The sequence below is a fragment of the Microcoleus sp. Pol12B3 genome (assembly GCF_036701355.1).
In the GTDB taxonomy this organism is placed as follows: Bacteria; Cyanobacteriota; Cyanobacteriia; order Cyanobacteriales; family Microcoleaceae; genus Microcoleus.
Genome location: NZ_JAUBQS010000025.1, coordinates 3,494 through 28,679, shown reverse-complemented (window position 1 = coordinate 28,679; position 25,186 = coordinate 3,494). Strand labels below are relative to the sequence as shown.

The window sequence follows — 25,186 nt, the reverse complement described above, 5'->3', positions numbered from 1 at the left end:
TTACCCATTACTAATTACCAATGGTCGCACAAGTATCTCCAAGCATCTATGAAGCAAAAACTCAAGAAATTGCCAAAGAAATCCTGCGGGCAACTCAAGAGAAAAAGCGATCGTTTTTTGGCCAACTCCAAGACCAAATGCGCTGGGATGACAAACTGATGGATTGGGCGATGGCTAGCCCAGGACTGCGGGTGCAGTTGTTTCGATTTATTGACTGTTTGCCGGCCCTCCGCAGCAGGCCGGAAATTGCCCGCCATCTGCAAGAATATCTGACCGCCCAAGAGGTTGAATTGCCCGAAGCCTTGAAAAAATTGCTCAACTTTGCTAGCCCTGATTCAGTTCCGGGTCAATTGGCGGCGACGACGGTTGCGCCTGCTGTGGAAACTTTGGCACACAAGTATATTTCTGGGGAAAATATCAAGCAGGTAATTAAAACCTTAGAGCGACTTCGCAAAGATAAAATGGGTTTTACAGTTGACCTTTTGGGGGAAGCTGTCATTACTGAAGCGGAGGCGCAAATTTATCTTAACCGCTATTTGGAATTGATGGAGGAACTGGCTAAGGCAGCGAAGAATTGGCCGCAAGTAGATGCAATTGATAAAGCTGATGATGAAACTTTGCCGCGAGTGCAAGTATCCGTAAAATTAACAGCTTTTTATTCTCAGTTTGACCCTTTGGATGCTAAAGGTAGCGAGGAGAAAGTAAGCGAGAGAATTCGCATTTTACTGCGCCGCGCGAAGGAATTGGGAGCGGCCGTTCATTTCGATATGGAACAATATGCTTACAAAAGTTTAACTCTGAGCATTCTCAAAGACTTATTGTTAGAAGAAGAGTTTCGCAGTCGCACGGATATTGGAATTACATTGCAAGCATATTTGCGCGACAGTTCCCAAGATTTGCGAAACCTGATCTCCTGGGCAAAAAAACGCGGAAATCCGGTAACAGTGCGTCTGGTAAAAGGCGCTTACTGGGATCAGGAAACTATCAAAGCGATGCAGAAAGATTGGCCGCAGCCGGTCTACAATGACAAAGTTGCTACCGATGCTAATTTCGAGCAGATGACGCAGTTGCTGCTAGAAAATCACGAATATTTGTATGCAGCTATTGGCAGTCATAATGTACGATCGCAAGCGAGGGCGATCGCCATTGCCGAAACTCTCAATATACCGCGCCGCCGCTTTGAAATGCAAGTGCTGTATGGCATGGGCGACAAATTGGCTAAGCTTTTGGTTGATCGGGGTTATCGCGTCCGAGTCTACTGCCCCTACGGCGATTTGCTGCCGGGAATGGCTTATTTGATCCGCCGTTTGCTGGAAAATACCGCCAACAGTTCTTTCATCCGGCAAAGTTCCGAAGAAATGCCAATCGAACAATTGTTAGCCGCGCCCGTTGCTAATGGAAATGACCAGCTAGTTTACAGCAAAGTATTTCCCAACGTTGCCGATACAGACTACGCCAATACCAAATTGCGGCAACAAGCAGAAACAGCCATCAAATCAGTGCGCGCCAACTTAGGTAAAACCTATTTACCGCTTATCAATGGCGAGTACCAAAATACTGAAGCAACAGTTAATTCTCTCAACCCTTCCAATCCCACAGAAGTAGTTGGCACCATCGGATTGCTTTCAGAAGAACAGGCCAAACAAGCCCTGGAAGCAGCAAAATCAGCCTCCACCAGTTGGCGGAGAACCCCCGTTCGCCAGCGCGCCGGCGTCCTCCGCAAAGCCGCTGAGTTGATGGAACAGCGGCGGCACGAACTGTCAGCTTGGATGGTGTTTGAAGTCGGAAAACCCGTCAGAGAATGCGATGCCGAAGTCTCCGAAGCTATTGATTTTTGCCACTACTACGCCGACGAAATGGAACGGTTAGAACAAGGGAAAAATTACGACATCCCCGGAGAAACTAACCGCTATAGCTATCAGCCGCGCGGCATTTCTTTAATCATTTCACCTTGGAATTTTCCCCTAGCAATTCCCGTTGGCATGACAGTTGCATCGCTGGTGGCAGGTAATTGTACTTTGCTCAAACCTGCGGAAGTTTCCTCAGTAATTGCAGCAAAAATCACAGAAATTTTGCTCGAAGCGGGAATCCCCAAAGGGGTATTTCAATACGTGCCTTGCAAAGGTTCAACCGTCGGCGCATACATGGTAAAACATCCTGACGTTCACATGATTACTTTCACCGGTTCTCAGGAAGTTGGCTGTCAGATTTATGCCGATGCTGCGATTTTGCAGCCTGGACAAAAACACCTGAAACGAGTAATTGCTGAAATGGGCGGCAAGAATGCAATTATTGTCGATGAAAGTGCGGATTTAGACCAAGCAGTTGCAGGCGTAGTTTATTCGGCATTTGGCTACAGCGGCCAAAAATGTTCCGCTTGTTCGCGAGTAATTGTAGTCGAATCGGTGTACGATAATTTTGTGGCAAGATTGGTAGAAGCGACGCGATCGCTCAATGTCGGCCCAGCAGAAAATCCCGGCACTCAAGTCGGCCCTGTGATCGATGCAAATGCCCACTCGCGCATCTGCGAATACATCGAAAAAGGTCGCGCTGAAGCTAAGATAGCTTTAGAAATGCCGGCACCGGAAACCGGTTATTTTGTCGGCCCAGTCATTGTTACGGAAGTATCGCCGACAGCAACTCTCGCCCAAGAAGAAATTTTCGGCCCAGTTTTGTCGGTGATTCGGGCAAAAAATTTCAGCGAAGCGATTGTTATTGCTAACGGTACGAATTTTGCTTTAACCGGCGGATTGTATTCTCGCACGCCTTCGCATATCGATCGAGCCGCATCCGATTTTGAAGTCGGAAATCTGTACATCAATCGCGGAATTACCGGCGCTGTGGTATCGCGGCAACCCTTCGGAGGATTCAAACTTTCGGGAGTTGGTTCTAAAGCAGGTGGCCCGGATTATTTGCTGCAATTCCTCGAACCCCGCACGATAACTGAAAATATTCAGCGGCAGGGTTTTGCGCCGATTGAAGGAATCGATGATTAATCATTCCTTTGTTGGCAGTGAGGACTGAAGTCCTCTCTCTGGCTGTTAAGTTGGTAAGGTGCGCTAGGCGCACCTTACGGCTGGGGTAACAGAAAAAATTTGTGCGAGATTAGCTAGTTATAAAATGGAATATACGAAAGATCGCGATCGACTAAATTCTCACAACCCTCCACTTGACAAGTGGCTGCGATTTTTAATTATAGCCGTATTAGTCATAGGCATTTTATTTCGATTCGCCAATCTCGATCGCAAATTTTACTGGATCGACGAAACATATACTTCTTTGAGAGTTTCCGGCTACACCGAAGCCGAAATAATCAAACAAATTTCGTACCAGAAAATAACCTCGCCTGCGGATTTACAAAAGTATCAGCAGATAAATTCAGAAAAAACTGTAAGGGATACCCTGAATTCTTTAGCAACAGAAGACCCCCAACACCCGCCGCTGTATTACGTACTAGCGCGGTATTGGGCGCAATGGTTCGGCAGTTCTGTTGCAGCAATGAGAAGTTTGGCCGCCGTGATTAGCCTGCTAGTATTTCCCGCAACTTATTGGCTGGCTTGGGAGTTATTTGAATCTTCAGCCGTAGCGTGGATGGCGATCGCAATTTTCGCAATTTCTCCCTACCACATCCTATTTGCCCAAGAAGCGAGACAGTACAGTTTGTGGACAGTAACTACTATTTTATCCTGTGCAGCCTTGCTGCGAGCAATGCGCCCTGATTCAACTCAAAATGCTGTCGCCCTCGTTCTTTCCTGGGCGCTTTATGCAGGCACAGCAACACTGGGATTTTACACACACTTGTTATTTGTCTGCGTCGCTGCCGCCCACGCTATCTACGTCGCAGTTATTGCCAACTGGCGCGATATAAAAACATTCATTTCCTATTATGTAGCATCTTTAATCGCTTTGATCGGCTTCATGCCTTCCCTGGTACATACTGTAGAAAACTTCAATCAAGTTAGAAGCACAACAGCATGGGCAGAACAAACAAATTACTTAAGATTAGTCAGCCGGTGGGTTGGTTCTATCAGCATAGCATTTTTTGATATTGGCATTGATGGAACTGCCAACGCCACACAACTAGCTTTGCTAATTCCAGTTGGTATCATGATTTTAGCTTTGGTCGGCTATGCCCTTTATTATCTATGCCGAAAAACACCAAAGCGAGTGTGGTTGATTGTATTGTTATTAATTGCAACAACTGCTTTGTTTTTAGCAGTACCAGATCTAATCAAGGGTGGAAGGCGATCGGGAAATCCGCGATATTTAGTTCCTTGTTATGTGGGAATTCAGCTAGCAGTGGCTTACCTGCTGTCTGCAAAAATTAGTAACAATTTGGAGAAGTTAAAACAGCCAAAACTGTGGAAAATCGTTATAGTTGCAGTTTTGTCCGCAGGTATTATATCCGGTGGAGTTAGTTCTCAAGCAGATATTTGGTGGAATAAAGGCAGCGGTTGGTTGGGTGCCTTGGAAGTAGCCGCGAATGTCAATCAAGCCAGCAATCCGCTAATTATCAGCGATGCCAATATCGCATATATCATGCCTTTAAGTTATTACCTAGAACCCAAAGTCAAACTGCTAATAGAACCCCACTGTTACACTTCTTGCTACAAAAATCGAGAATTGCTAAAGAAAAAACCCCAACCCCCGCAAATTCCCGGCGGTTTCAGTGAGTTGTTTTTATACAGACCGTCCTCTACTTTGCGCTCGGCAATTCAGCAACAAAACTATCAAATCGATCCGGCTGACACTAAAGTCGATCTTAATCTGTGGAAAATTACCAAGAAATAATCTCAAATATTAAGGCCCAAAACACGGGTTTGCTGCCAAAAAATAAATGTCTTATTCACTGCGACATACTGGCCATAAACGGCTTTTTTGGAAGTATGTCGCAAGTATAGTTCGATAGGTTAGCTTTTCGTGGTAAGCTAAAAGTTAAGAGTCAAAAAATAACATCAAAAATATCAAATGACAGTCACTGAAACCTCCAACATTCGTAAGCTGCTGTGCGATCCAGACTTAGGGCTGATTCCTCACCTAGAAAAGTGCCTGAAAGATTTGCACTCATCTGCGATCGCCAGTGGAGAGAAATTCAAGGTAGAACCTTACGATATAGAACTCAAAAGCTGCCACACCCAGAAGCATCCCAACGACCAAAAACCTCTCGTCACCCAGTCAGTGTTAATAAAAGTTCCCCTGACTGGGAAAGTTCAAGACAAGATGCACCTATATCTGATCGCAACTGAGTTGCAGAACCAAATCGACATTAAAATTATCGACTGGAGTGCCTTAGAACGCCGCCAATACGACATTCAGGGCATCCCCTTAAAGCAGCCGATCACAAAAATAGACGGCCAGATGAATTACGAATTAGTATTCGATCGACCAAGCTACTGCTGCATCACCCTGTGCCGCCAATTTGACTTAACTTACGCTGCCAATTTTTAATACCAATTCCCAAAAGTAGGGACACGGCATTCCGTGTCCGGGGCGGGGAGTATGACACGGCATTGCGGTGTCCCTACGGTTCGCTTTTAATAATTGGTAGAAGATTGAGGATTGGAGATCGCACCAAATCCAATTCAAACCGCTCGATTCGCAGTTTCCGCAAGAACCCTCTTAATATCACCAGGAGTCAGACTCGGATTAGCTTGCAACATCAAAGCTATCACGCCGGATACTTGTGGCACTCCCATTGAAGTACCCGCAAAATATCGATAGGGAATCCCCGGTTGAGAAAGCGGCACAGTTGAATAAACGTCACCAGAATCCGTCGTCCCACCGTCGCCGCCCGGAGCAACAAAATAATTAATAGTCTCCGCACCCGCCCGGTTAGAATAATCCGCAAACAAGCCATTTCGGGTAACACCACCGACAGCAATTCCTACCTCATTGGCAAACCGAGCCGGATAATCTACTTGTGGGCGAGCATCATTTCCTGCCGCCGAAATCACGATCGCCCCTTGAGCTTCGGCCGCTCGAATCGCATCCAATTCTTGAGCATTCAACTGTAGACCGCCCAAACTCACATTTATTATCTTTGCTCCATTTGCCACCGCATAATTAATCGCATTAATTTCATCCCGAATTTTACCCACCCCTGCCCCATCAAGTATTTTCACAGGCATAATCTTCGCAGTCGGAGCCGTTCCAGTAATCCCAACCCCATCTTTTTTCGCAGCAACTAAACCCGATATATGAGTGCCGTGATTGTTATCATCCATCGGGTCATTATCGTTGTTGACAAAATCCCATCCCCGGAAATCGTCAACAAAGCCATTGTTGTCATCATCAACCCCGTTGCTAGCTTTATTGCGACCGATCGCATCAACACCGGTTTCCCCCGCATTGCTCCAAATATTCCCCGTCAAATCCGGGTGATTGTAGTCAACTCCGCTGTCGATAACTGCCACCACAATTCCGTCTCCAGTCAAGCCCCGGGCCCAAACCTCTGGAGCTTTAATTAAATCTCTGCCCCACTCGTCGCCGCCCAAATCGGGAACATCAGGAAAAGTTGCAGTACCTTGAGCTTTAGCAACTGCCGCTGCTGCATTCACCAAACCGAACCCAAAACGAGAGTCAAAACCTTGCAAGTTGCTCGCATTGTTAGTCAAAACAGTTGCAGGGGTTGCAGACAGATTGAGGGTGAAATTTGTACTGCCTTGGTATTGATAAACTCGGACAAAGTAAGTTCCTGCGGCTAAACCGTCGATGTCGATCGCTTCCGGCGATAAATTCGGTTGTTGAGAAGAAGCAATAATATCGGTGAAGTCAATAGAATTGTCGCCGTTAAGATCTTTAATTAGAGCAACATCAACATCCGCCGTCAAACCGCTGACAGTTAATTTAAAGTCGCTAGTTGCAGGCAAAGTAAAGCGGTAAAGGCCGTCTGGCCGGGCGTTGTTAAGAGAGTCGGCGATCGTTTGAGTGCCGCCCAAAACGCCTAAATCGCGAGCTTGATCCAGTTGGTTGCCCAATACGGTAGTTGCAGAGATGAATGTATTGGCGAGGTTTTGTGGAGATGCGTTGGCTACCAAGCCTAAAATAGCATTGGATTGGCGAATTTTAATTAATGTATTGGAAATACCGGGGGCGATCGATATTTCTTCGAGAATCAAGTCAGCTTCGGTAAGATTGTCAGTCAGTCCGATCGAATCCACAAAACTGTTAAAGTCAGTAATAACGTCTGCAGCAGCCGGATCGGAGACTGCGGAGTCGCTGCGGAGGACAAAGGTATCTGGGCCCAAACCCCCTGTCAGCATATCTTTGCCGCCATCGCCCACTAAAACGTCGCTGCCGTCGCCGCCGGTGAGGGCGTCCTCTCCCTTACCTCCCTGCAAGGTATCGCTGCCGGCATCGCCAAACAGGATGTCGCTGCTGACACCGCCGTTGAGCAAATCGTTGTCCGCACCCCCTAACAGCGTATCGGAATTGCTGCCGCCGAGAATGCGATCGTTACCATTATCACCGCTAATGCGATCGGCATCCGACGCACCGACAATAAAATCGTTGCCGCTGAGGGCAAAAAATCCGTTAGGATAAGGAGTCAAAAAGCCCGGAGTCAAGGCGAAACTATTGGGGCTATCATCTAAAAGATAGGAAAGACCGTCAGGGCTCGGGCCGGGCATAGAAATGTACTCCTAGTGAGGTATATCGATCTAAATTTTAGATTTTAAATTTAAGTTTGTGGTTAAAAACGCCCTAAATAGTCTGTAATGCGCGCATTACGCACAGTCTGTAGAGGTCTGCATAGGTTAGGTTAAACAGATTTAATTCCGTCATATCATGCCGTGTAAATCAAGCACAATTCCGCCTTACCCCCTCTAAAATATAAAATCTAAAACAGTATAACTTAATCCCAAATTCAAAATCGGGATCGGAAAATGGGAAAACAACACTTGCATCGAATTCAGAAATTTTTCAACCTCGCGAAATCGCATTTAAAGCCTTATTTGCGCTATTTGATTTTGGGCGGGACGTTTTTATTTATTGCCAAAGCTTTTTTAACTCACTGGCGAGAAGTCGCGAATATCCAAATTCGAGCCGAAAGTTTTCCCTTGCTGGCGATCGCCCTTGGCGTCACTTTATTGTCTCTAATTTTTGTCGGCTGGGTGTGGATGTTGATTTTGCGGGAATTCCGTCAACCTGTAACTGCGGCGTGGGCGATTCAAGTTTTTCTCAAAACTAATATTGCCAAGTATTTACCGGGGAATATTTGGCATTTTTGGGGTAGAATATTGGACGCGAAAAAAGCCGGTATTTTTCCCAAAGCTGCTACTCTCAGCGTATTGCTGGAACCGCTGCTGATGGCTTCTGCGGGCGTTTTGATTGGGTTGATTTGTTTTGACAAATTCAATTGGTTGTTGCGGCTTGTCGGTTGTGCTGCTATTTTGACGGCGATTCATCCCCGCATTTTAAATCCGATCGTTCTATTTGTAGAGCGGTTGAAGTTATCAAAGAACAATGGGGAAAATTCAAATACTGGGGAGGCTGGGGGCGAGGCACATAATTTTCGTGCAGAGTCTACCTCAAATGTACCTAAAAAAACATCGAATGTCAAGTCTAACCGCAAAATTAATTTGCCAATTAAACGCTATCCTTTAGTGCCGTTAATCGGACAAATGTGTTTTATCGGATTGCGTGGCTGTGGTTTTTTGCTAACGGTAATGGCTTTAACTCCGGTGGAATTTAGCAATATTCCCAACTTGTTAGGTGCTTTTTGTTTTGCGTTTGTTGTCGGTTTAGTTGTACCGGGAGCACCGGGGGGAATGGGAGTATTTGAAGCAACGGCGATCGCCCTGCTGTCCGATCGCTTTTCTACGGGTATAATTCTGAGTGCGGTGGCTTTGTATCGGATAATTAGCATTCTAGCGGATGTTTCGGGTGCTGCTTTGGCAAAGCTCGATCGGCAGCGAAATCAGCGCAGTCAAAAAAGGCGAATTTGAAATCAAATATTTGAGGAATATAATTTGCTGCGTTCGAGGAATCCCTGAATCGGGCAATGTAGTAAAAGCTATAATCAAAGTCGTGAGTGCCAACTCACAGACTTAGGTAAATTACTTGAACTGTGGCTGACTGTGTAAATCCAATCATCTCAGTGGCAGCAAATTCATCACATTACAGGTTCTTTGAAATAATGACTCTAACCTCCGGTTAGCCATGACTCATAACAACAATCGAACGACAACAATTCGTTACCTTCTAATTACATCAGGTGTACTGGCGATCGGCGGATTAGGCTATCTTGCTTATACGATGTTGCACCAACCCAACGAAGTACGCTACTACGAATCCGAACAGCAATGTATTGTAGATGCGACGAACCAAAGCAACGGGTTCACCAAAGAGCAGTGTCAGGCCCAGTTCCGGTACGCAATGCAGGAATACGAACGCATTACGCCCGTGTATCGCACGCAGCCAGAATGCCAAGAAGACACAGCAAGCATTTGCTCGCAGGTATCGAATTCCAACGTTGCTACCCCCGGATGGCGACCAGAGTTCGGCGGCTTCTATTTCACCGATGATGTCGATGATGATGCCCCTCCAACAGTGGTCAACGGCGTCAACGGCGGCTCCTACACGGTTTATCCAGTGCAACCCGTTTACCGCTCCAACATCGGAATTGTAACTCCAGATAGAACCCTGATTACTCGTCCCCTACCGGGCATACCGCTAGATTCTCCGTACTTTTCCTCCAGTGGCGACACCCCAAATCGCCCCCCAGGCCACGCAGCTCAGGGAACCATAAAGGGACGAGGGAGGTTTGGTAATGCTGTCCGCTCCACGGCTCCTTTGGGAAGCGGAGGCAAATGACATCGATTCCGGTTGCACTCCTTATCATTGTTGACTGTTGACTGTTGACTGTTGACTGTTGACTGTAGAAGGAGGGGTCAAAAAAATGAAAAATGCGCGAATTATTTGTTGGCATCGGGATTCGACTTTACGCCCGACTTCGGATCACGGATTTGATATCATTTCGGCGCAGCCGGAATTGATATGATGCAAGCATTTTTGAGCGGCGATTCCTCCCACAACTATTTTTTCTCTAGTTCTTTTCTCTGTTTTTGTAGCTCATTGAGTTCCACACCACTAGCTAGGCGCTTCAACCATGTATCCCTTTTTGTTTCAGCGACGACGCAACTGGCAGCAGCACGTATTAGATAACGCCTACCAATGTCAGCCTCTTGCAGACATCAACCAACGCTACTGGGCAGAAGCCTTAGACCGTCCCTTTGGGGTGATGTTTTCGCGCCAGGAAGAGGCGAGGATCTGGGATGCTACTGAGGCTCTTTGGGATATGTGTCGGGAGTTTTTGGACTGGTTTTTCACCGCCGACGGTCTAGAAAATCGGATGAAAAAACTCGCTATTCCCCCTGCTTTCTGGGAAGCAATTCAGGTTTCGTGGGATCGGGTTGACGAAGCAGAAGATATGTCTCTTTATACCCGTTTCGATCTTGCCGTAGCTGAAGATGGAAAAATTAGCCTTCTAGAAATCAACGGCGAAACTCCTCTCTTGGGTGCAGAAACAGTCTATCAATGGCTGTGGTTAGATGACATGAAAAAAACCAGCCGAGATTTGCGATCGCTTCCCAACGATGCCAATCAGTTCAACAACTTTTGGGACGAAGTTGCGGGTCGATTCCGCACTCTAAGTCGTCATTATGATTTAAAGCAGTTCGGCCTGAGCTTGTTAATTGACGAGCATCTGTCAGAAGATACCGAGATGGCAGGACAACTGGTCGAAATTATTAATCAAGAATTGGGAAACGATCGCTTTTTCACCCAACTTGTAGGATTGCGTAACCATCTGGGCGTGGATGAAGAAGGATTTTTTGTCGATCAATTCAATAATCGGATCTTGCGGCTGTGGAAAATCGTCGATTGGCTGGATTTGCAACTCGCCAGCCAATCCTTTAACGCAGATGAAGCCCTAGCATCGCGCCTGATAGCAGGGGACGTGAAAATCATTGAACCGCTGTGGAAACAGATTTTAAGCAATAAAGGATCGATGGTGTGGATGTGGGAATTATTTGGCAACCACCCAGTGTACGCTCAATTATTGCTACCCACTTTCTTCACAGATACTATCTCGATCGAATCCACAGCATTACTGACCCAAATGCACGTCAAAAAGCCTCTCGTCGGTCTAGAAGGTGTTGGGGTTTCTATTGAAACAGGCGATTTTGTTGCCGGAGCGGTTCATACCCGCGAGGCGATGGGCTACGATCGCGAAGGATTCATTATTCAGTCCTATCAACCCTTGCCCGAATATTTTGGCTACCACTTCGTCGTAGGTTCCTGGATTGTCGGCGATACTCCATCTGGCATCGTATTGCGCGGAGATACCAATCCGATCACCGGACGACATTGCTTAATCGTTCCGCATATCGTGAGCGATCGTCTGGTGAATACTTAACTTCTAATCAGAAAAACTATGAAATTACAAACTCATGATGTCCGGGGAGTTCCGATTCTTAGCAGTGAGTGGAGTGTAGATGAATTTATTGCCGATGAGTTGAAAATTCCCGAAGTCGCGCCTGCAATTCAGGCTGGATTTATGGATCTCCTGAGCCGAGATGTGTTCTCTGAGGGAGACAGTCAGCCACTCTACGAGCATCTGCTCTCTCGCAGTTCGGAGTTCTCGTTAGAATTCATGAGTGCGATCGAACTTTGGCTGCAAGACGAATTACGGCACTACGTTGCTCTACGTAAGGTCTATCACATGGTATCAGGTTTGTCCCCAGAGGCGATCGACCAAAAAAACCAGAGTCGGGTGCATGAACTCGAACCGATCTCGTTTCTGATTGAGAACGAATTCACCATTCTAGTTGGTTTAATGTTTGACGAAATGGGTTCCGTGTGGTCTTATCACCGGGATATTAAGGAATTCTACCAACACTATGGGAACGGCTTTGCTCGCGTAGGACATTTGGTGACGCAGGATGAGGGGCGGCATTTTAGGAATGCTGCGACTCTCATCCAACATCGCCATCCCGACAAAATCGATCGGATCGAACCCTTATTAGAAAAGATTAGCGAGATGGAAGCCAATCTTGCTTATTATCCCAAGACTTTCTTTCTCGATCACGCTCAGGAAAGACACCGCTTTCCGAAAGATTTTAATACCCAGGTGATTCAAAGAATTCTCTCCTTTTTCTAACAGAATTACCAAGTTAATCATCGGAGCAAAATTATTATACTTTCCGTGGCGATCGAGCATCTCCAACCTGACGCAGCCTACCGCAACTTTCTCTTTCTCCTCTAACTCTGTGCCCTCTGCGGTTAAAAACTCTAATTCTTATATGAATTAAAGCATTTTTTCCAGAAATTGCTTGGCGCGATCGCACTTCGGGTTGCTAAAAAACTCCTGCGGTGGCACATCTTCTGCCACCTTTCCGCCATCCAGAAACAATATCCGGTGGGCGACTTCCCGCGCAAAACCCATTTCGTGAGTTACAATTGCCATTGTAATTCCCGTTTTCGTCAAAGCTTTCATTACATCTAACACTTCTTTAACCATTTCTGGATCGAGTGCAGAAGTCGGTTCGTCCATCAACAAAATATCCGGTTCCATAGCCAAACAGCGGGCGATCGCCACCCGCTGTTTTTGTCCCCCCGAAAGCTTAGAAGGATAAACATCTGCCTTATCTGACAAACCCACTTTTTCCAGCAATTCTAACCCCTTCAGACGCGCCTCATCCTTAGCCACCTGCTTCACCTTTACAGGGGCATACATCACATTTTGCAGCACAGTCATGTGTGGGAACAAGTGGAAATGCTGAAAAACCATACCCACTTTCTGGCGGATTTTCATAATATCTACCTTCGGCAAAGTAATATCCACTCCGTCAATGTATATGTGTCCCGAAGTCGGAATTTCCAGTAAATTCAAACACCGCAAAAAAGTAGACTTGCCGCACCCCGAAGGGCCGATAATGGCAATCACTTCTCCTTTATGAATCTCAGTAGTTATTTCGCGCAAAACCTTCAGATTGCCAAAAGATTTATACAGGCGATCGACCTTAACTACTAGTTTGGAGTCTGCGTTCGAGTACATTTGCCCCCCAAGTTAAACTAAGCACCATCAAATAATAAATTGCGCCGACAAATATCAAAGGTTCAAAGTAAATATACTTTTCTGCTCCCACAATTGTAGCGCGGCGCAGCAAGTCTTCTACGCCAATTACTGAAACTAAAGCTGAATCCTTCAGCAAAGCAATACTTTCATTCACCAATGCAGGCAAAATATTTTTCAACGCTTGCGGCAAGATAATATCGCCCATCATCAGTTTGTAGGGAACGCCAAGGGATTCTGCGGCTTCTTTTTGACCTTTATCTACGGCTTGAATTCCCGCGCGGATTGTTTCGGAAATATAAGCCCCAGAATTCAGGAAAAAAGTAATCACGCCAGCTTGCAGCGCCGATATATTATAGCCCGTAAGCTGCGGCGTTGCAAAATAAACTAAAGTCAACTGCAAAATTAGCGGCGTTCCGCGAAAAATTGAGGTGTAAGCAGTGGCAAACCAGAACAGCGGTTTAATGCTAGAAATCTTAAACAGAGATAGCACGATTCCCCAGATAAATCCGAGAAATGCCGACAGCAAGGTAAAAGTCAGCGTTACCCCAAGCCCGGACAAAATATAAGGTAAACTCGGCACGATTTTGCCAAAATCTAACCCGAACTTGGGCGCTACCGCAGGCTGATTTGCTTGAGCAGGTTCTTGCGAAATTGGTCGAGAAAACCATTTAGTAGCTAGTTCCTTAATTTGACCGCTGGCTTTCATTTGCTGGAGGACTCGGTTGAATTCTGGAACTAATCTCGAACCTTTCGGAAAGGCGATCGCCGAACCGCTTTCTTCAGTATTCGGGATTGTGTTAAATTCCAAGTCCGGGTTCGCTGCTGCATAACCCGTAGCGACAGTATCCTCGATCACTCCTGCGGCGATGCGGTTCGATTTAATTTCTTGAATGATGTCAGGAATCCTATTGAGAGCAGCCAGTTGCACACCGGGCATTTTTTTCACAGCTTCCTGCTGAATGCTTCCGAGTTGAACGCCTACTTTTTTCCCGGCTAAATCTTCAGCTTTGGTCAAATTGCTGCCTTTATTGGCGACAATTGTATTTTGAGCTTCGTAGTAAAGGTCAGAAAAATTAACATTTTTTTTCCTTTCTGCTGTGGGAGTCATTCCAGCCATCACAAAATCGGCTCTGCCCGCCTGCAAAGCGGGAATTAAGCCGTTAAAATCCATGCCAATTACTTTCAGTTCGTAGCCCAATTCTTTAGTAATATATTTGGCAATGTCGATGTCAAAACCGATGATTTCGTTGCCGCTAACAGCCGTATCTTTAAATTCATAGGGCGGGTAGTCTGGGGAAGTCGCCAGTGTTAAAGTCTTGTTGGCTTGGGCGTAGCTGGCGATCGCAATTAAACAAAAGGCGATCGCGATTGCCGCCGCCAGCATTGATTTTAATTTTAAACGTTTCATATCGAACATTGTCCTAAAAAATCCCCTCGCCCAGAAAATATACCACAAATCGGAATCAAGTCACGATTGTAAAGGAAGATATACTCCTGGACGCACGGGTTGCCAGAAACGGGGTTTGATGGACAAACAAACTGCATAATTAGCCTTTAACAAGGGTAAAAAACCCGGTTATAAAGGTATTAATGCGCCCAGGGCTAAAGATAAATAATTGTGCCACTAATTTATATTTAAAAAATGTCCCCATTGAGTGGAGGTAATTTTAAATTATTTTAGGACTGCATCAATTGTTTTGTAAGCGCTGAAGGGCATAGTTATTTCCTGAGAAAAATATTAATATTTTGTCAAGAACGGTTGTATCTTGAGCGTCAGAAAATAGGATCTCGAAGTTTTTCAACTCCTTAAAAATCGATGCCATCCCAGAGTTCAGAAATGGGATAAACTTTGCCATCGCGAACTTGTTGGAGGAAGCGAGGAAGGCTTTCTAAAATGAAGTTCTTCTAGTTCATTATCGGGGTCGATTGCGTCAGTTTCAGTCGTTTGAAAGGGAAACGGACATTCCCTTTGTATTCCTGATGGCAACAGCAATAAGCTCTCCTCGAAGCTCACGTTCTGACTCTGTTAACAAATAGCCTTGCTCATTCAGATAACCTGTGGGCATTTGCTTAATATCTATGTCAATACCAGGTCTAATTCCTAGTAATCTAGCACTGCGACCTATTTTGGGCTTACCATTTTGCTCCGCCATGCCACGATAGTAAAGTTTTGCCATCAGCGAATCTTTTCAAATCGTAAGCTCATCATTCATTTTTTGAAGATTCTCAAGGTCAGATTTATGAAGCTGTGTTTGTCGTTCTGTAAGCCACTGATAAAATTGTTCAACTAGGACAAAGTATTTATTTGATAAAGAAATTAGACACAAACTATCTCCTGATTCTTTTAAATAAGACATTGAGATTTTGTCCCATCCATCCCACTGCTTCAGAAGCTCAACATCAAGACGCAGACTCATTGCTATATCTTCCGCAAATTCGATTTCCAACTCTGGGATAGGTAAGGTGTAATGCTGTGTGTAGTTTCGCAGCCTCTGGACAAACTTTTGAACAGGATTATTAGCGAGTTCCCCAGCAAGTTTTTTATCGTATTCCTTTTTAAACTCTTGGTTAAAGTACAGCCTATTAACAATGACTCTTGTGTGATCAACTAATGATTTTGCCGACGCAAGAAAGTTATGAAATAGTCTTGAAGTTTCATCAATTAAACGCTCAAGGTTCTCTCTTTGTTCAGAACTGTACATAAACAAAGATTCTCTCGGATCGTTGAGATGCTCCAGATGGTATACAAGCTCATCGTAATTTCTCTTAAAGACCCGATAGCTTGCACTTAAAGCTTCCAAGTTCCGATAAATTTCCATCTCTGATGAGGCTTGTAACTTATCGAAACGGTTGCCAAATTCAGTCTTGTAATCCATACATTTTTTGAACAAACAGCTTTATAAATTCAGTACATTTTCACTCCCGAGTTCACCCTGCAAAAATGTACAATTAGAGTTAAGAAGCATCAAATACTAGCATTTTTTTGTTATAATAATTTTCAAGCTCCGTAACATTTCTGGCTAGCTCGAAAAACTCATCTTCTTTTTTTATGGCCTTAGAATGATTGAAAATTTCTTTTCGCAAAACTAGCCATAAGCTTTCACTAACAAAGTAATATCTTGATTGTGGATGTAATTGAATTTCTGAACCAGTCTTCAAGAATTTTGCTATCTCAGGAGTGCAAGCACTTAATGTCAGAGATGGAGTTTCTATAGCTTCAAAAAATTTTGTTTCTACCGTTTCATCAATCTTTTCTTCTTCTTGCAAAATTTTTGTTAACTCTTTCAAAATCGCATCATGCTGACAATCTTTCGTGAATTCTTCAGAAAAATACTTAAGTCTTGCAAAATGAATAGATTGAGACATACTTTCAATTACTCCCTTGTTTAATGTATGCCACTAACTCAGGTAAACTTTTGGCTTTTTCCAAATTCTTAACGAGTTTATCAACTGAGTCACAATCATAATATTGTATATCTATACTATCAAATTCTTGCTTCAGTTGTTCTAACAAATTTTTATTGTCACTGTCTAGACGATTAACTGGAAAAATATAGCGAAACCCTGTTGGCTGATTTGTTGTGAGTAACTTTTTGGCATCGTTGATCCACTTTTTCAGACTCCCTTGGTTGATAGGATGGCCTAGTCGTTCAGGAGAAGATTTACACTCGTATATAAAATTCCCTTCTCGAAAATATTGGGGTGCCATAAGCTTAATTCTCAGTAACTCTTGTACTTGTTCCTAATTGAATGCTTGTAATGTGAGTATCAGAAAGGCAGATTTAAGCAGACTTTCTTAAATCACGAAAATGAGCTTTGACTGTGAACTGATTTCCCAATTTGCTAACTCGACTATGCTGTGAAATAGCTACAATTTTACCCGTTAGCAACCCTTGGATTAAATCATCTGCTCTTCCCGACAAAGCTACAAAATCTGTACATTGTTCGTTATCTTTTAAATTATCTACATAATCAACACCTGGCTCCATGCGAAACTGTATCATCAAATCTTTCAATATAGTCTTGAAAGATTTATCAATGACTGTTCCTTTTTCAAAATAATTTAAACGGCTCCACTCCGGCAAGCATTCCAATGCTTGACTTAAAGCGTTTTTAATAGAACCAAGTCCAAACCTTGACATTGAAACCTCTACTAAAATTTAGTGTGATTACTGATTTTTTTTTAATTAGGTTGAGGCAGGTAAGCCTAATAATTAAAGTACACTCTAGCATCACTACAGCCGAATGTCAACATCTACCTGCAACCCATCAAAAAACACCACTGCCCCAATCCACCGAGGGCATCGCCCCCCACCCTCACAGAAATCAAAATCTACTCTCGACTCCTAGACTGAGAAAAACGCCCCATTCCACCATTCCTACTTTCTCTCTGCAAAACCCCCACCTCATCCAATCTATTATGACTTGGCTGCAACGGACTATCTTAGAAACTTAAAGCCGATCGCTAATAAAATAACATCATTAAAATAAATACAAGCGTTCACTTTTCATCAAAGTTATATGCAGGGAATCAGCATTCACCATACCTGTACCGCCATAGATATCGATCGCGCCGCCACATTAATCACACAATACACTCCCAACCCAGAACACCGATCAGCACTTTTACAAATCCTCCAGTCTCGCCCAACCGACGATGCTTACTACCAAGTCACTTACCGAGAGACAGACTACTACCCGCTGAGGTGGTTGCGCGCTTTAGGTTCAGAAGTCGAAATTCTGCTACCTTGGGACTTGCGACAGAAAATGGCCGTAGAAATCCAAAAAACTGGCAACTTATACCAATAGTCTTTTGCTCAATAATTATCAAAGCTATTGTGGAAAACTTGCCGATTTCTGTGGAAAACCCCGCTTTTCCTGTGGAAAACTGCTACTAAATTAAGTGCGATCGCTCTAACCCGATTGATAGGATTTAAAAAATTGGAGGAATTGCGGTAAGTAAAAATACTTTCCCGATTCTTCAATTAATCCGTGTATCCGTGTCAAAATCACTGGTTGTGCCTTCATTTTTCAGAATCGTAGCTAATTTGGTCGGACTCGTAAGCCGGTGGCTCAACGTGAATTAAGATGCGTACAGGGCTGAAACGTTCTTCCAAACGGGCTTCTACTTCTTCTGTAATCCGGTGAGCTGTTTCTACATCGACAGCATCCACAATCATGTGCATCTCAATAAATACTTGACGCCCTACAACGCCACGGGAGGCGATCGAGTGACAGTTGACTACCCCCGGTACATCGATCGCGATCGCGTGAATAACTTCCGGTGCGATCGCCATTTCATCCACCAACCAAGGCAGATTTTCCCTTAAAACCTTCCAACCGCTGCTAAATACCAAAACAGCCACAGGAAAAGACAAAAACACATCCAGGAACTGTAATTGAGGTATATTCCAAACCTGCCCTTGCCAAACACCAATCAACCCGCCGATGACCATAATTGTCACCCAAACATCGCTCATCGTGTGCTGAGCGTCAGCCACTAAAATCGCGCTACCGAGACGTTTGCCAACTCTGCGCTCGTAAAAAGTGACAAAAATATTAATCCCCAGTACAATCAGCAAAATCCACAGTTCATTTGGGGATATTTTGACAACTTTACCCCCGTTAATCAGCCTTTCGACAGCACCGCTGATAATTTCAAAACAGGCAATTCCCAGAAAAGCAGCAATTCCCAGAGCTCCGAGAGCATCAAATTTTTGGTGTCCGTAGGGATGATCGCGATCGGGCTGCGGATTGGCATAATGATTAGTTACCAATCCTAAAATATTATTAGCGCTGTCCGTGACACTGTGCAAAGCATCTGCCAGCAAACTGAGGGAACCAGTCACCCATCCCACGGCTGCTTTAATTGCCATCACCAGCAAATTGAGCAATAAGGTAATTATTAAAACCTTGCGGACTTCGGAACGGTTATCGGCAACCATAAAATCTCCTCGATCGGCCGTCAAGTTTTCTGGCTTCTAGTTTAAAGCTTATCAAGTCATAAAAAGTTAAAACTCTTGCGGAATCTAGCTTGCGACTAGATTTATATTCATTAATTTAGCCTAGCTTCTTGAGACAAGTTTTAATTAATACCAGTTTCGCAGTCCAATTGAGCTGGAATGTACTTCTTTTGGGTTACTATATTTTTTATCATTAACAATAGTATGTTAAATTTCATTGCCCATGTCTCTTTCTCCGCTGACACTGAATTTAGTCGAAGGTTCTGTCTCCTTTAGCTTTTCCCCGCAAGCCGCGCGGGATTTGCAAAGCGAAATTGCAGCTTTGATGGAAAGCTTGAAAGCTGTAGCAGCCAAAACCGCTGGCGCTAAAGCTTCTCCGCAAAAACCGATGGAATATCGGTATGCAGGAGATGTATTTTTGGAAGTTTTCTGCAACCCGAATATCTGGCCAACTCCTTTTGCTGCGAAAGTGCTGATTACGGTTAGGGACGATCGCGTGCGCGTCACCACCGAAGCCGAACTCAGCCGCCTGCGCGACGATCTCGCTCAGTATCTCGAACAAGTCGGTTGATAATCTCAACCTCGATCGTTTGTAGTTAATAGGTTGAATTTGAGTTCAGATACCATTCTCAAGAACAGGCTTTCCGGCCTGTTCCACAAACATTAAATTTTCTTGTGGGGAGTAGGGGTTGGGCTTCTAGCCCGCCCGTGAAAGGATTAGTGACAAAGGATAGCTATCTGCAGGCGATGCCGACCATTCCCACATTGAACCAGCATAATTCTTAGCATTAAATCCCACATTTGTCAAGACACAAGTCAACCATGCAGAACGAATTCCCCCGGAGCAATAACTCACAATTTGAGTTGACTGTGAAACTCCTTTTTGCTGCAAAATAGCGACAATTTCCCCGCGCTCCAGCAGTTGTCCCTGTTTGTCCATTAACCGTTTGTAATATAGGTGAACCGCATCGGGAATGTGGCCGCCCCGCTGTTCTCCGTAAGGCGTTTTACCTGCATATTCTCGCGGCTCTCTGGCATCAATAATGACTAAATTTTCATCTCCTAAAATAGCTTTCAATTCATCCCGCTGAATTTCCCAATTCGAGCGGCGAGATATTACAAAATCTCCTGTTTGGGGTGGATTGTTTGCAGCTTTTACTCGATTAATCCCAGCTTTGATTAAAGCCCGATATCCTCCATCGACAAAAACGGCTTTTTCGTGTCCCAAAGTCCGCAACATCCAAACAATTCGCCCATCTTCGCCCCACCCTTTAATCTGATCGGCAACAACTATGACAGGTTTGTCTTGACAAATGCCAATTGCTTGCAGTTTTTGAGTTAAAACTGTGTTATTTTCGAGAATTTTTCCCTTTTGGGGAAAGTGCGATTGAGAAAATTCCTGCCAAGTTACGGGAATAGCAGGTGGGAGATGGCAAAACCACTTTAAAACAGGTTGACGAGCATCGAGCAGAGTAGCGCCCCCTGACAGTAATTGCTTAGCTAAATCGGCGCTTACTATCCAATTATCTGCCAAATTATACAGTAAATTCGACATAATTTATGGAGCAATTTTTGCTGTACCAGCAGCGCATTCTAAAACCCCTTTGGTATTAGTTGGATTAGCGGGTTTAGTCTTGCCAGGAGCAGCATTTATACACAAGATGGTTTGGGTCTTGTTTCCCACCAAAAAGACTCCCCCCACAAAACTTTTGAAATTAGCTTGCTTCGATACTCCGTAGTTAAATACAGCACCTTTTTTCACCATGCCGATCGAGTAGCTGTAATTGGCTGCGTCAGGTTTAACTTGGAGACCGAGATAAACCAATAGATTGGAAACAGAACTTGTAAAGCCTGCTTTTTCAGCATAGTAAACTTGCTGGGCTTTATTCATCGAACCCACAAAATTTTTCGCTTGTGATTCCTTAGCTTTAAGCGTTCGTGACACTTGTGCTTCCGAGACGGGACTGAAAATAACTGGCAGAGTTAGAGCTGCGATCGCAACTTTGATCTGCCAGTTGCTGCTATAAATCCTGTTTAATTTCACAGACACCCGGTGGAATGAGCGGTTGAGAAACATATATTAAACTAATTGTTTTGCATGAAACTGTTTCAACGCCCCAGGAGCAACCGTGCCGTGTTCTGTGATTATTCCCGATATTAATTCCGCCGGAGTTACGTCAAAAGCGGGATTGTAAAATTCGACTCCCAGAGGACAAATTCGCGTAGTTCCAACTTGATACATTTCAACTGGATCGCGTTCTTCAATGGGAATTTTGCTGCCATCGGAAAGTTCAAAATCAATGGTTGACAGAGGAGCGGCAACAAAAAACGGGACGTTGTGAGCTTTGGCAACAATTGCTAAACTGTAAGTGCCAATTTTATTGGCAGCGTCGCCGTTAGCAGCGATTCTGTCTGCACCGACAACTACTGCGTGAATCATGCCGAGTTTCATGCAGTGAGCTGCCATATTGTCTGCTATTAAAGTGACGGGAATTCCTTCTTGCACGCATTCCCAAGTTGTCAGTTTGGCACCTTGGAGACGGGGCCGAGTTTCGTCTGCAAAAACTCTTCCGAGTCTTCCTTCTCGCCAAGCAGAACGAAATACACCTAAAGCAGTTCCGTAGCCTGCTGTTGCTAATGCACCTGCATTGCAGTGAGTTAGTAAGTTCAATTTTTCAGGTGTAGCGGGCAGAACTTCTAAACCTTTGTCGCCGATATCTTTACAAGTTTGCAAGTCTTCTGCTTGAATGGTTTTGGCCATTTCTAACAAAGTTTTTTGCACTTGTTCGACAGAACCGCTAGTTCTCTCGGCAGTTTTGAGCATTCGCGATATTGCCCAAAACAAATTAACCGCAGTGGGACGAGTCGATCGCAATAACTCGCCAACTTGTTCTAATTTAGTAAAAAACTCCGTACGATCGCCCGTGTCGATTTCTCGCGCCCCCAAATACATCCCGTAGGCTGCTGCTACCCCGATCGCCGGAGCACCTCGGACTATCATAGTTTTAATCGCCTCAGCCATATCTTCGTAGCGACTAATTTCCACTACACCGTATTCTTTCGGGAGTCGGTTTTGGTCAATTAGCAGAACTCGGTCTTCTTTCCAAGTGACGGGCGAAACAGGGGAGTTTTGAGGGGTCATCGATTTCAATGATGTGAGGGACAAGTTTCTATGATGCCATGAAGGCGACTATTCCTCTATGTTATGAGGGACACGCTGAATTTGCCAAAATCCCAGCCCTGCGGTTTTAGCTTCGAGACAGGAGATTTGAGATTGAATAATTGCTGCATACCCACCACTCTCTGGGTTTGGAACTTATACAGAGTTGGATTCTTTTTCACCAAAGTGTACTTAGTAAAAAACCGAACATTAAGTTGTGTAAATTATACTTACGTTTTTTGAAAAATTTCCGTAATCGGGAACAAGCTAGCTTTACCTGGGGTCTGCTTTTTTTAAGTTGAGAATGAAAAAGTGCGATCGAGCAACTTTCCAGAGCCAACAGATTTACAAGAATCACAAAAATAGATAATCGTAAAGCTTTGTCTGTACAACTTGTACTGACTTAAAGGCAGGTTTTGTGCTAGCCGTATTTCTGGTGCATTGAAGTAGGGACTATCATCGCACGGAAACAACATTTTGAAAACCTAATTAGGTGCATGGGGGAACAGTAATTATGAAAAACCTACAAATAGTCTTCGTAGATTCAGCAGTTGAAGATTGGCAAAGTCTGGCCGCAGGAGTTAAAACGGGTAGAGAGGTAATTTTAGTCGATCGCACGCGGGACGGCATCGAACAAATTTCCGAAGCATTGCAGAGCCGCAAAGGTATAGAAAGCGTTCACATTATTTCTCACGGGGATTCGGGAAGTTTGCAGCTAGGGCCAACTAGCCTGACTTCTGACAATTTAGAAACATATCGCGGCTGTTTGAAACGGTGGTTTTCGTCATCTGTCAACTCACTTCAAAATCGATTTGAAATTCTGCTTTACGGTTGCAACGTAGCAGCAGGTAAAAAAGGAGAAGCTTTTATACAAAAGCTGAGCAAGTTAACAAAAGCTAATATTGCTGCTTCTGCAGATATTACTGGCAGTGCCCAAAAAGGCGGAAACTGGGTACTTGAATACGCTACTGGAGCGATTAAAACAGGATTGGCGATCGAGCCGGAGGTAATGGCAAATTACGCGCATACCTTGGCGACGTTTACTGTTTTTAATACCAACGATGCTGGGCCGGGTTCGCTGCGACAAGCGATTACGGATGCGAATGCAGCGGCCGCACCGCCGCACAATATTAACTTTGCCATTCCGGGTGCAGGCGTGCAGACGATCACGCCCCTCTCGCTCTTGCCAAATATTAACGTTCCCACCATCATCGACGGCACTAGCCAACCGGGGTTCGCCGGCACCCCGCTCATCGAAATCAATGGAGCCAATACAGTTGGTGTCAGCGGTTTTCGCGTTTTGGGTGGTGGCAGCACCTTGCGCGGATTGATCGTTAACCGCTTCGGCAACACTGGCATTTCCCTTGAAAGCAACGGCAACATCGTAGCGGGAAACTACATCGGCATCAACAGCGCCGGCTCTGCAGCCTCGCCCAACGCCTTATTTGGCGTGGCGGTTCAGAATGGTGGTAGCAATAATATTATTGGGGGGATTGCAGCGACGGATCGCAACGTCATTTCTGGGAATACAGCCGACGGTATCATCATCGTCGGCGGTACAGGAGGCAACCAAGTGCTGGGCAACTACGTCGGCATCAACGCTGCTGGAACCGCCGCCTTGCCCAATGCCAGCGGCGTTACCGTTGTCGGCGTACCGAACAACACTGTTAGCGGAAATGTCATTTCCGGCAACACCAATAGCGGTACGGTGATTCTCAATCCAGGTGCCACGAACAACATTCTGACAGGCAACTTCATCGGCACTAATTTTGACGGCACCGCCCCTGTCCCTAACACTGCTTTCGGGGTAGCCATCCAGGGAGGTGCAACCAACAACATTGTTGGCGGGACAACCCCAGCCGCCCGCAACATTATTTCCGGCAATGGTAACGGTGTCGCCCTTGTTGACCCCACCACTGTCGGCAACTCGTTGTTCGGCAACTTCATAGGCGTCGGGGCCAACGGTACGACTCCGCTGCCCAATACTACGGGGATATTAATTAACCTCGCAAACAATAATGCGATCGGCGGTACAGCAGCAGGTCAAGGAAATACGATCGCCAGCAACCTCGGTTCAGGAGTAAACCTCCTCGCCGGTATCGGCAACCGCATCCAAAACAACTCGATCTTCGCCAACGCCGGCTTAGGCATCGACCTCGGCAACAACGGCCCCACCGCCAACGATGCAGGCGACGCCGACACCGGTGCTAACAACTTCCTAAACACCCCGGTACTCACTACCGCTACCGCCAGCGCGGGCAGCGTCACCGTCGCGGGAACTTACAACAGCATTCCCAGCGCCAATTTCACCCTCCAATTTTTCGCCAACAATCCCCCGGGAACCCAAGGTCAAACCTTAATTGCTTCTATCCCGGTAACTACAGACGCTGCAGGCAACGCTGCTTTCAATCAAACTTTCCCAGCAGCAGTCACCGCAGGCCAATTAATCACCGCGACAGCAACCGACGCCGCCGGCAACACTTCGGAATTTTCCGCACAGCCTGTTCCCGTTGTCGTACCGCTGAGTACCATCACCGGCATCAAATTTAACGACATTGACGGCAACGGCACTCAAGCTGCCGGAGAGCTTGGCGTTCCCGGAGTTACAGTTTTCCTCGACACAAACGGTGACGGCATCCTCGGTACCGGAGAAACTTCCGCAACTACTGGGGCAAATGGCAGCTTTACTTTCCCCAACTTGCCCGCAGGCACTTACAATGTCCGGGAAGTTGTACCGGCTGGAAGCCAAACAACTACGGCTAACCCGGTTGCCGTCACACTGACAGCCGGTCAAACTATTCCTGCTACCGTTAATTTTGGCAACCAAGCCATACCAGTACCGCTGAGTACCATCACCGGCATCAAATTCAACGACATTGACGGCAACGGCACTCAAGCTGCCGGAGAACTTGGCGTTCCCGGAGTTACAGTTTTCCTCGACACAAACGGTGACGGCATCCTCGGTACCGGAGAAACTTCCGCAAC

Annotated in this window: 22 protein-coding genes; 10 read left to right on the top strand and 12 right to left on the bottom strand. The window is 45.3% G+C overall.

The genetic code is table 11. From position 1 onward, the window contains the following. Positions 1-20: 20 nt before the first annotated feature. The 3 genes from pruA (at position 21) to QUA53_RS14565 (ending at position 5,448) form a co-directional block, all read left to right on the top strand. Positions 21-2,996, top strand: a complete 2,976-nt coding sequence (pruA, locus tag QUA53_RS14575; protein ID WP_333098057.1) for an L-glutamate gamma-semialdehyde dehydrogenase — start codon at positions 21-23, stop codon at positions 2,994-2,996. A gap of 124 nt (positions 2,997-3,120) precedes the next feature. After that, positions 3,121-4,791 (top strand): glycosyltransferase family 39 protein, encoded by a 1,671-nt coding sequence (locus QUA53_RS14570; RefSeq protein WP_333098058.1) that lies wholly within the window; start codon positions 3,121-3,123, stop codon positions 4,789-4,791. 177 nt (positions 4,792-4,968) lie between these two features. Continuing rightward, positions 4,969-5,448 carry a hypothetical protein gene (locus QUA53_RS14565; protein ID WP_333098060.1) on the top strand — a complete coding sequence of 160 codons (480 nt, stop codon included), beginning with the start codon at positions 4,969-4,971 and terminating at the stop codon, positions 5,446-5,448. A gap of 134 nt (positions 5,449-5,582) precedes the next feature. Here the strand turns inward: QUA53_RS14565 and QUA53_RS14560 are convergent, their stop codons facing one another. After that, the gene (locus QUA53_RS14560) at positions 5,583-7,628 is read right to left on the bottom strand and encodes a S8 family serine peptidase (protein WP_333098062.1); all 2,046 of its coding nucleotides are present in this window, start codon (positions 7,626-7,628) and stop codon (positions 5,583-5,585) included. A gap of 255 nt (positions 7,629-7,883) precedes the next feature. Between QUA53_RS14560 and QUA53_RS14555 the strand changes: the two genes are divergently transcribed. From QUA53_RS14555 to QUA53_RS14540, 4 genes are all read left to right on the top strand, one after another. After that, a complete protein-coding gene (locus tag QUA53_RS14555; RefSeq protein ID WP_333098064.1) occupies positions 7,884-8,945 on the top strand; it encodes a UPF0104 family protein in 1,062 nt (353 codons plus the stop codon). Positions 8,946-9,159: 214 nt separating this feature from the next. Next, a complete protein-coding gene (locus QUA53_RS14550; protein ID WP_333098066.1) occupies positions 9,160-9,813 on the top strand; it encodes a DUF1190 domain-containing protein in 654 nt (217 codons plus the stop codon). A gap of 295 nt (positions 9,814-10,108) precedes the next feature. Then, complete coding sequence (locus tag QUA53_RS14545; RefSeq protein WP_333098067.1) at positions 10,109-11,416, top strand: glutathionylspermidine synthase family protein; 1,308 nt, start codon at positions 10,109-10,111, stop codon at positions 11,414-11,416. Between the two features lie 18 nt (positions 11,417-11,434). Next, a complete protein-coding gene (locus tag QUA53_RS14540) occupies positions 11,435-12,160 on the top strand; it encodes a hypothetical protein (protein ID WP_333098068.1) in 726 nt (241 codons plus the stop codon). 147 nt (positions 12,161-12,307) lie between these two features. Here the strand turns inward: QUA53_RS14540 and QUA53_RS14535 are convergent, their stop codons facing one another. The 7 genes from QUA53_RS14535 to QUA53_RS14505 form a co-directional block, all read right to left on the bottom strand. Continuing rightward, positions 12,308-13,057 (bottom strand): amino acid ABC transporter ATP-binding protein, encoded by a 750-nt coding sequence (locus QUA53_RS14535; RefSeq protein ID WP_333098070.1) that lies wholly within the window; start codon positions 13,055-13,057, stop codon positions 12,308-12,310. Then, positions 13,023-14,486 (bottom strand): ABC transporter substrate-binding protein/permease, encoded by a 1,464-nt coding sequence (locus QUA53_RS14530; RefSeq protein ID WP_333098072.1) that lies wholly within the window; start codon positions 14,484-14,486, stop codon positions 13,023-13,025. Before QUA53_RS14530 ends, QUA53_RS14535 begins: the two co-directional genes overlap by 35 nt. A 529-nt stretch (positions 14,487-15,015) precedes the next feature. Continuing rightward, positions 15,016-15,255: a hypothetical protein gene (locus QUA53_RS14525; protein WP_333098073.1), complete on the bottom strand. Its 240-nt coding sequence runs from the start codon at positions 15,253-15,255 to the stop codon at positions 15,016-15,018. Positions 15,256-15,267: 12 nt separating this feature from the next. Continuing rightward, complete coding sequence (locus QUA53_RS14520) at positions 15,268-15,954, bottom strand: hypothetical protein (protein ID WP_333098076.1); 687 nt, start codon at positions 15,952-15,954, stop codon at positions 15,268-15,270. A gap of 79 nt (positions 15,955-16,033) precedes the next feature. After that, positions 16,034-16,444, bottom strand: coding sequence for a hypothetical protein (locus QUA53_RS14515; RefSeq protein ID WP_333098077.1), 411 nt, complete (start codon positions 16,442-16,444; stop codon positions 16,034-16,036). A 4-nt stretch (positions 16,445-16,448) separates the two neighbouring features. Continuing rightward, on the bottom strand, positions 16,449-16,787 hold the full coding sequence (locus tag QUA53_RS14510; protein WP_333098079.1) for a hypothetical protein: 339 nt from the start codon (positions 16,785-16,787) through the stop codon (positions 16,449-16,451). Between the two features lie 73 nt (positions 16,788-16,860). Further along, positions 16,861-17,220, bottom strand: a complete 360-nt coding sequence (locus QUA53_RS14505) for a hypothetical protein (protein WP_333098080.1) — start codon at positions 17,218-17,220, stop codon at positions 16,861-16,863. A 349-nt stretch (positions 17,221-17,569) separates the two neighbouring features. On the opposite strand from QUA53_RS14505, the gene QUA53_RS14500 reads away from it, so the two are divergent. After that, the gene (locus QUA53_RS14500; protein WP_333098095.1) at positions 17,570-17,887 is read left to right on the top strand and encodes a TIGR03985 family CRISPR-associated protein; all 318 of its coding nucleotides are present in this window, start codon (positions 17,570-17,572) and stop codon (positions 17,885-17,887) included. A gap of 215 nt (positions 17,888-18,102) precedes the next feature. Here the strand turns inward: QUA53_RS14500 and QUA53_RS14495 are convergent, their stop codons facing one another. Continuing rightward, entirely contained in the window at positions 18,103-19,023 is a 921-nt protein-coding gene (locus tag QUA53_RS14495) for a cation diffusion facilitator family transporter (RefSeq protein WP_333098082.1), read from the bottom strand. Between the two features lie 241 nt (positions 19,024-19,264). Between QUA53_RS14495 and QUA53_RS14490 the strand changes: the two genes are divergently transcribed. Beyond that, positions 19,265-19,612, top strand: a complete 348-nt coding sequence (locus QUA53_RS14490; protein WP_333098085.1) for a hypothetical protein — start codon at positions 19,265-19,267, stop codon at positions 19,610-19,612. 126 nt (positions 19,613-19,738) lie between these two features. Here QUA53_RS14490 and QUA53_RS14485 read toward each other — a convergent pair whose 3' ends face one another. The 3 genes from QUA53_RS14485 to mtnA are packed head-to-tail and all read right to left on the bottom strand — an operon-like array spanning position 19,739 to position 22,183. Beyond that, the gene (locus QUA53_RS14485) at positions 19,739-20,596 is read right to left on the bottom strand and encodes a rhodanese-like domain-containing protein (RefSeq protein ID WP_333098087.1); all 858 of its coding nucleotides are present in this window, start codon (positions 20,594-20,596) and stop codon (positions 19,739-19,741) included. A 3-nt stretch (positions 20,597-20,599) separates the two neighbouring features. Next, positions 20,600-21,118: a type IV pilin-like G/H family protein gene (locus QUA53_RS14480; protein WP_333098089.1), complete on the bottom strand. Its 519-nt coding sequence runs from the start codon at positions 21,116-21,118 to the stop codon at positions 20,600-20,602. 3 nt (positions 21,119-21,121) lie between these two features. After that, the gene (gene mtnA, locus QUA53_RS14475) at positions 21,122-22,183 is read right to left on the bottom strand and encodes an S-methyl-5-thioribose-1-phosphate isomerase (protein ID WP_333098090.1); all 1,062 of its coding nucleotides are present in this window, start codon (positions 22,181-22,183) and stop codon (positions 21,122-21,124) included. Positions 22,184-22,715: 532 nt separating this feature from the next. On the opposite strand from mtnA, the gene QUA53_RS14470 reads away from it, so the two are divergent. Further along, positions 22,716-25,186: DUF4347 domain-containing protein (locus tag QUA53_RS14470; RefSeq protein ID WP_333248929.1), on the top strand; the 2,471-nt coding region annotated here is incomplete at its 3' end.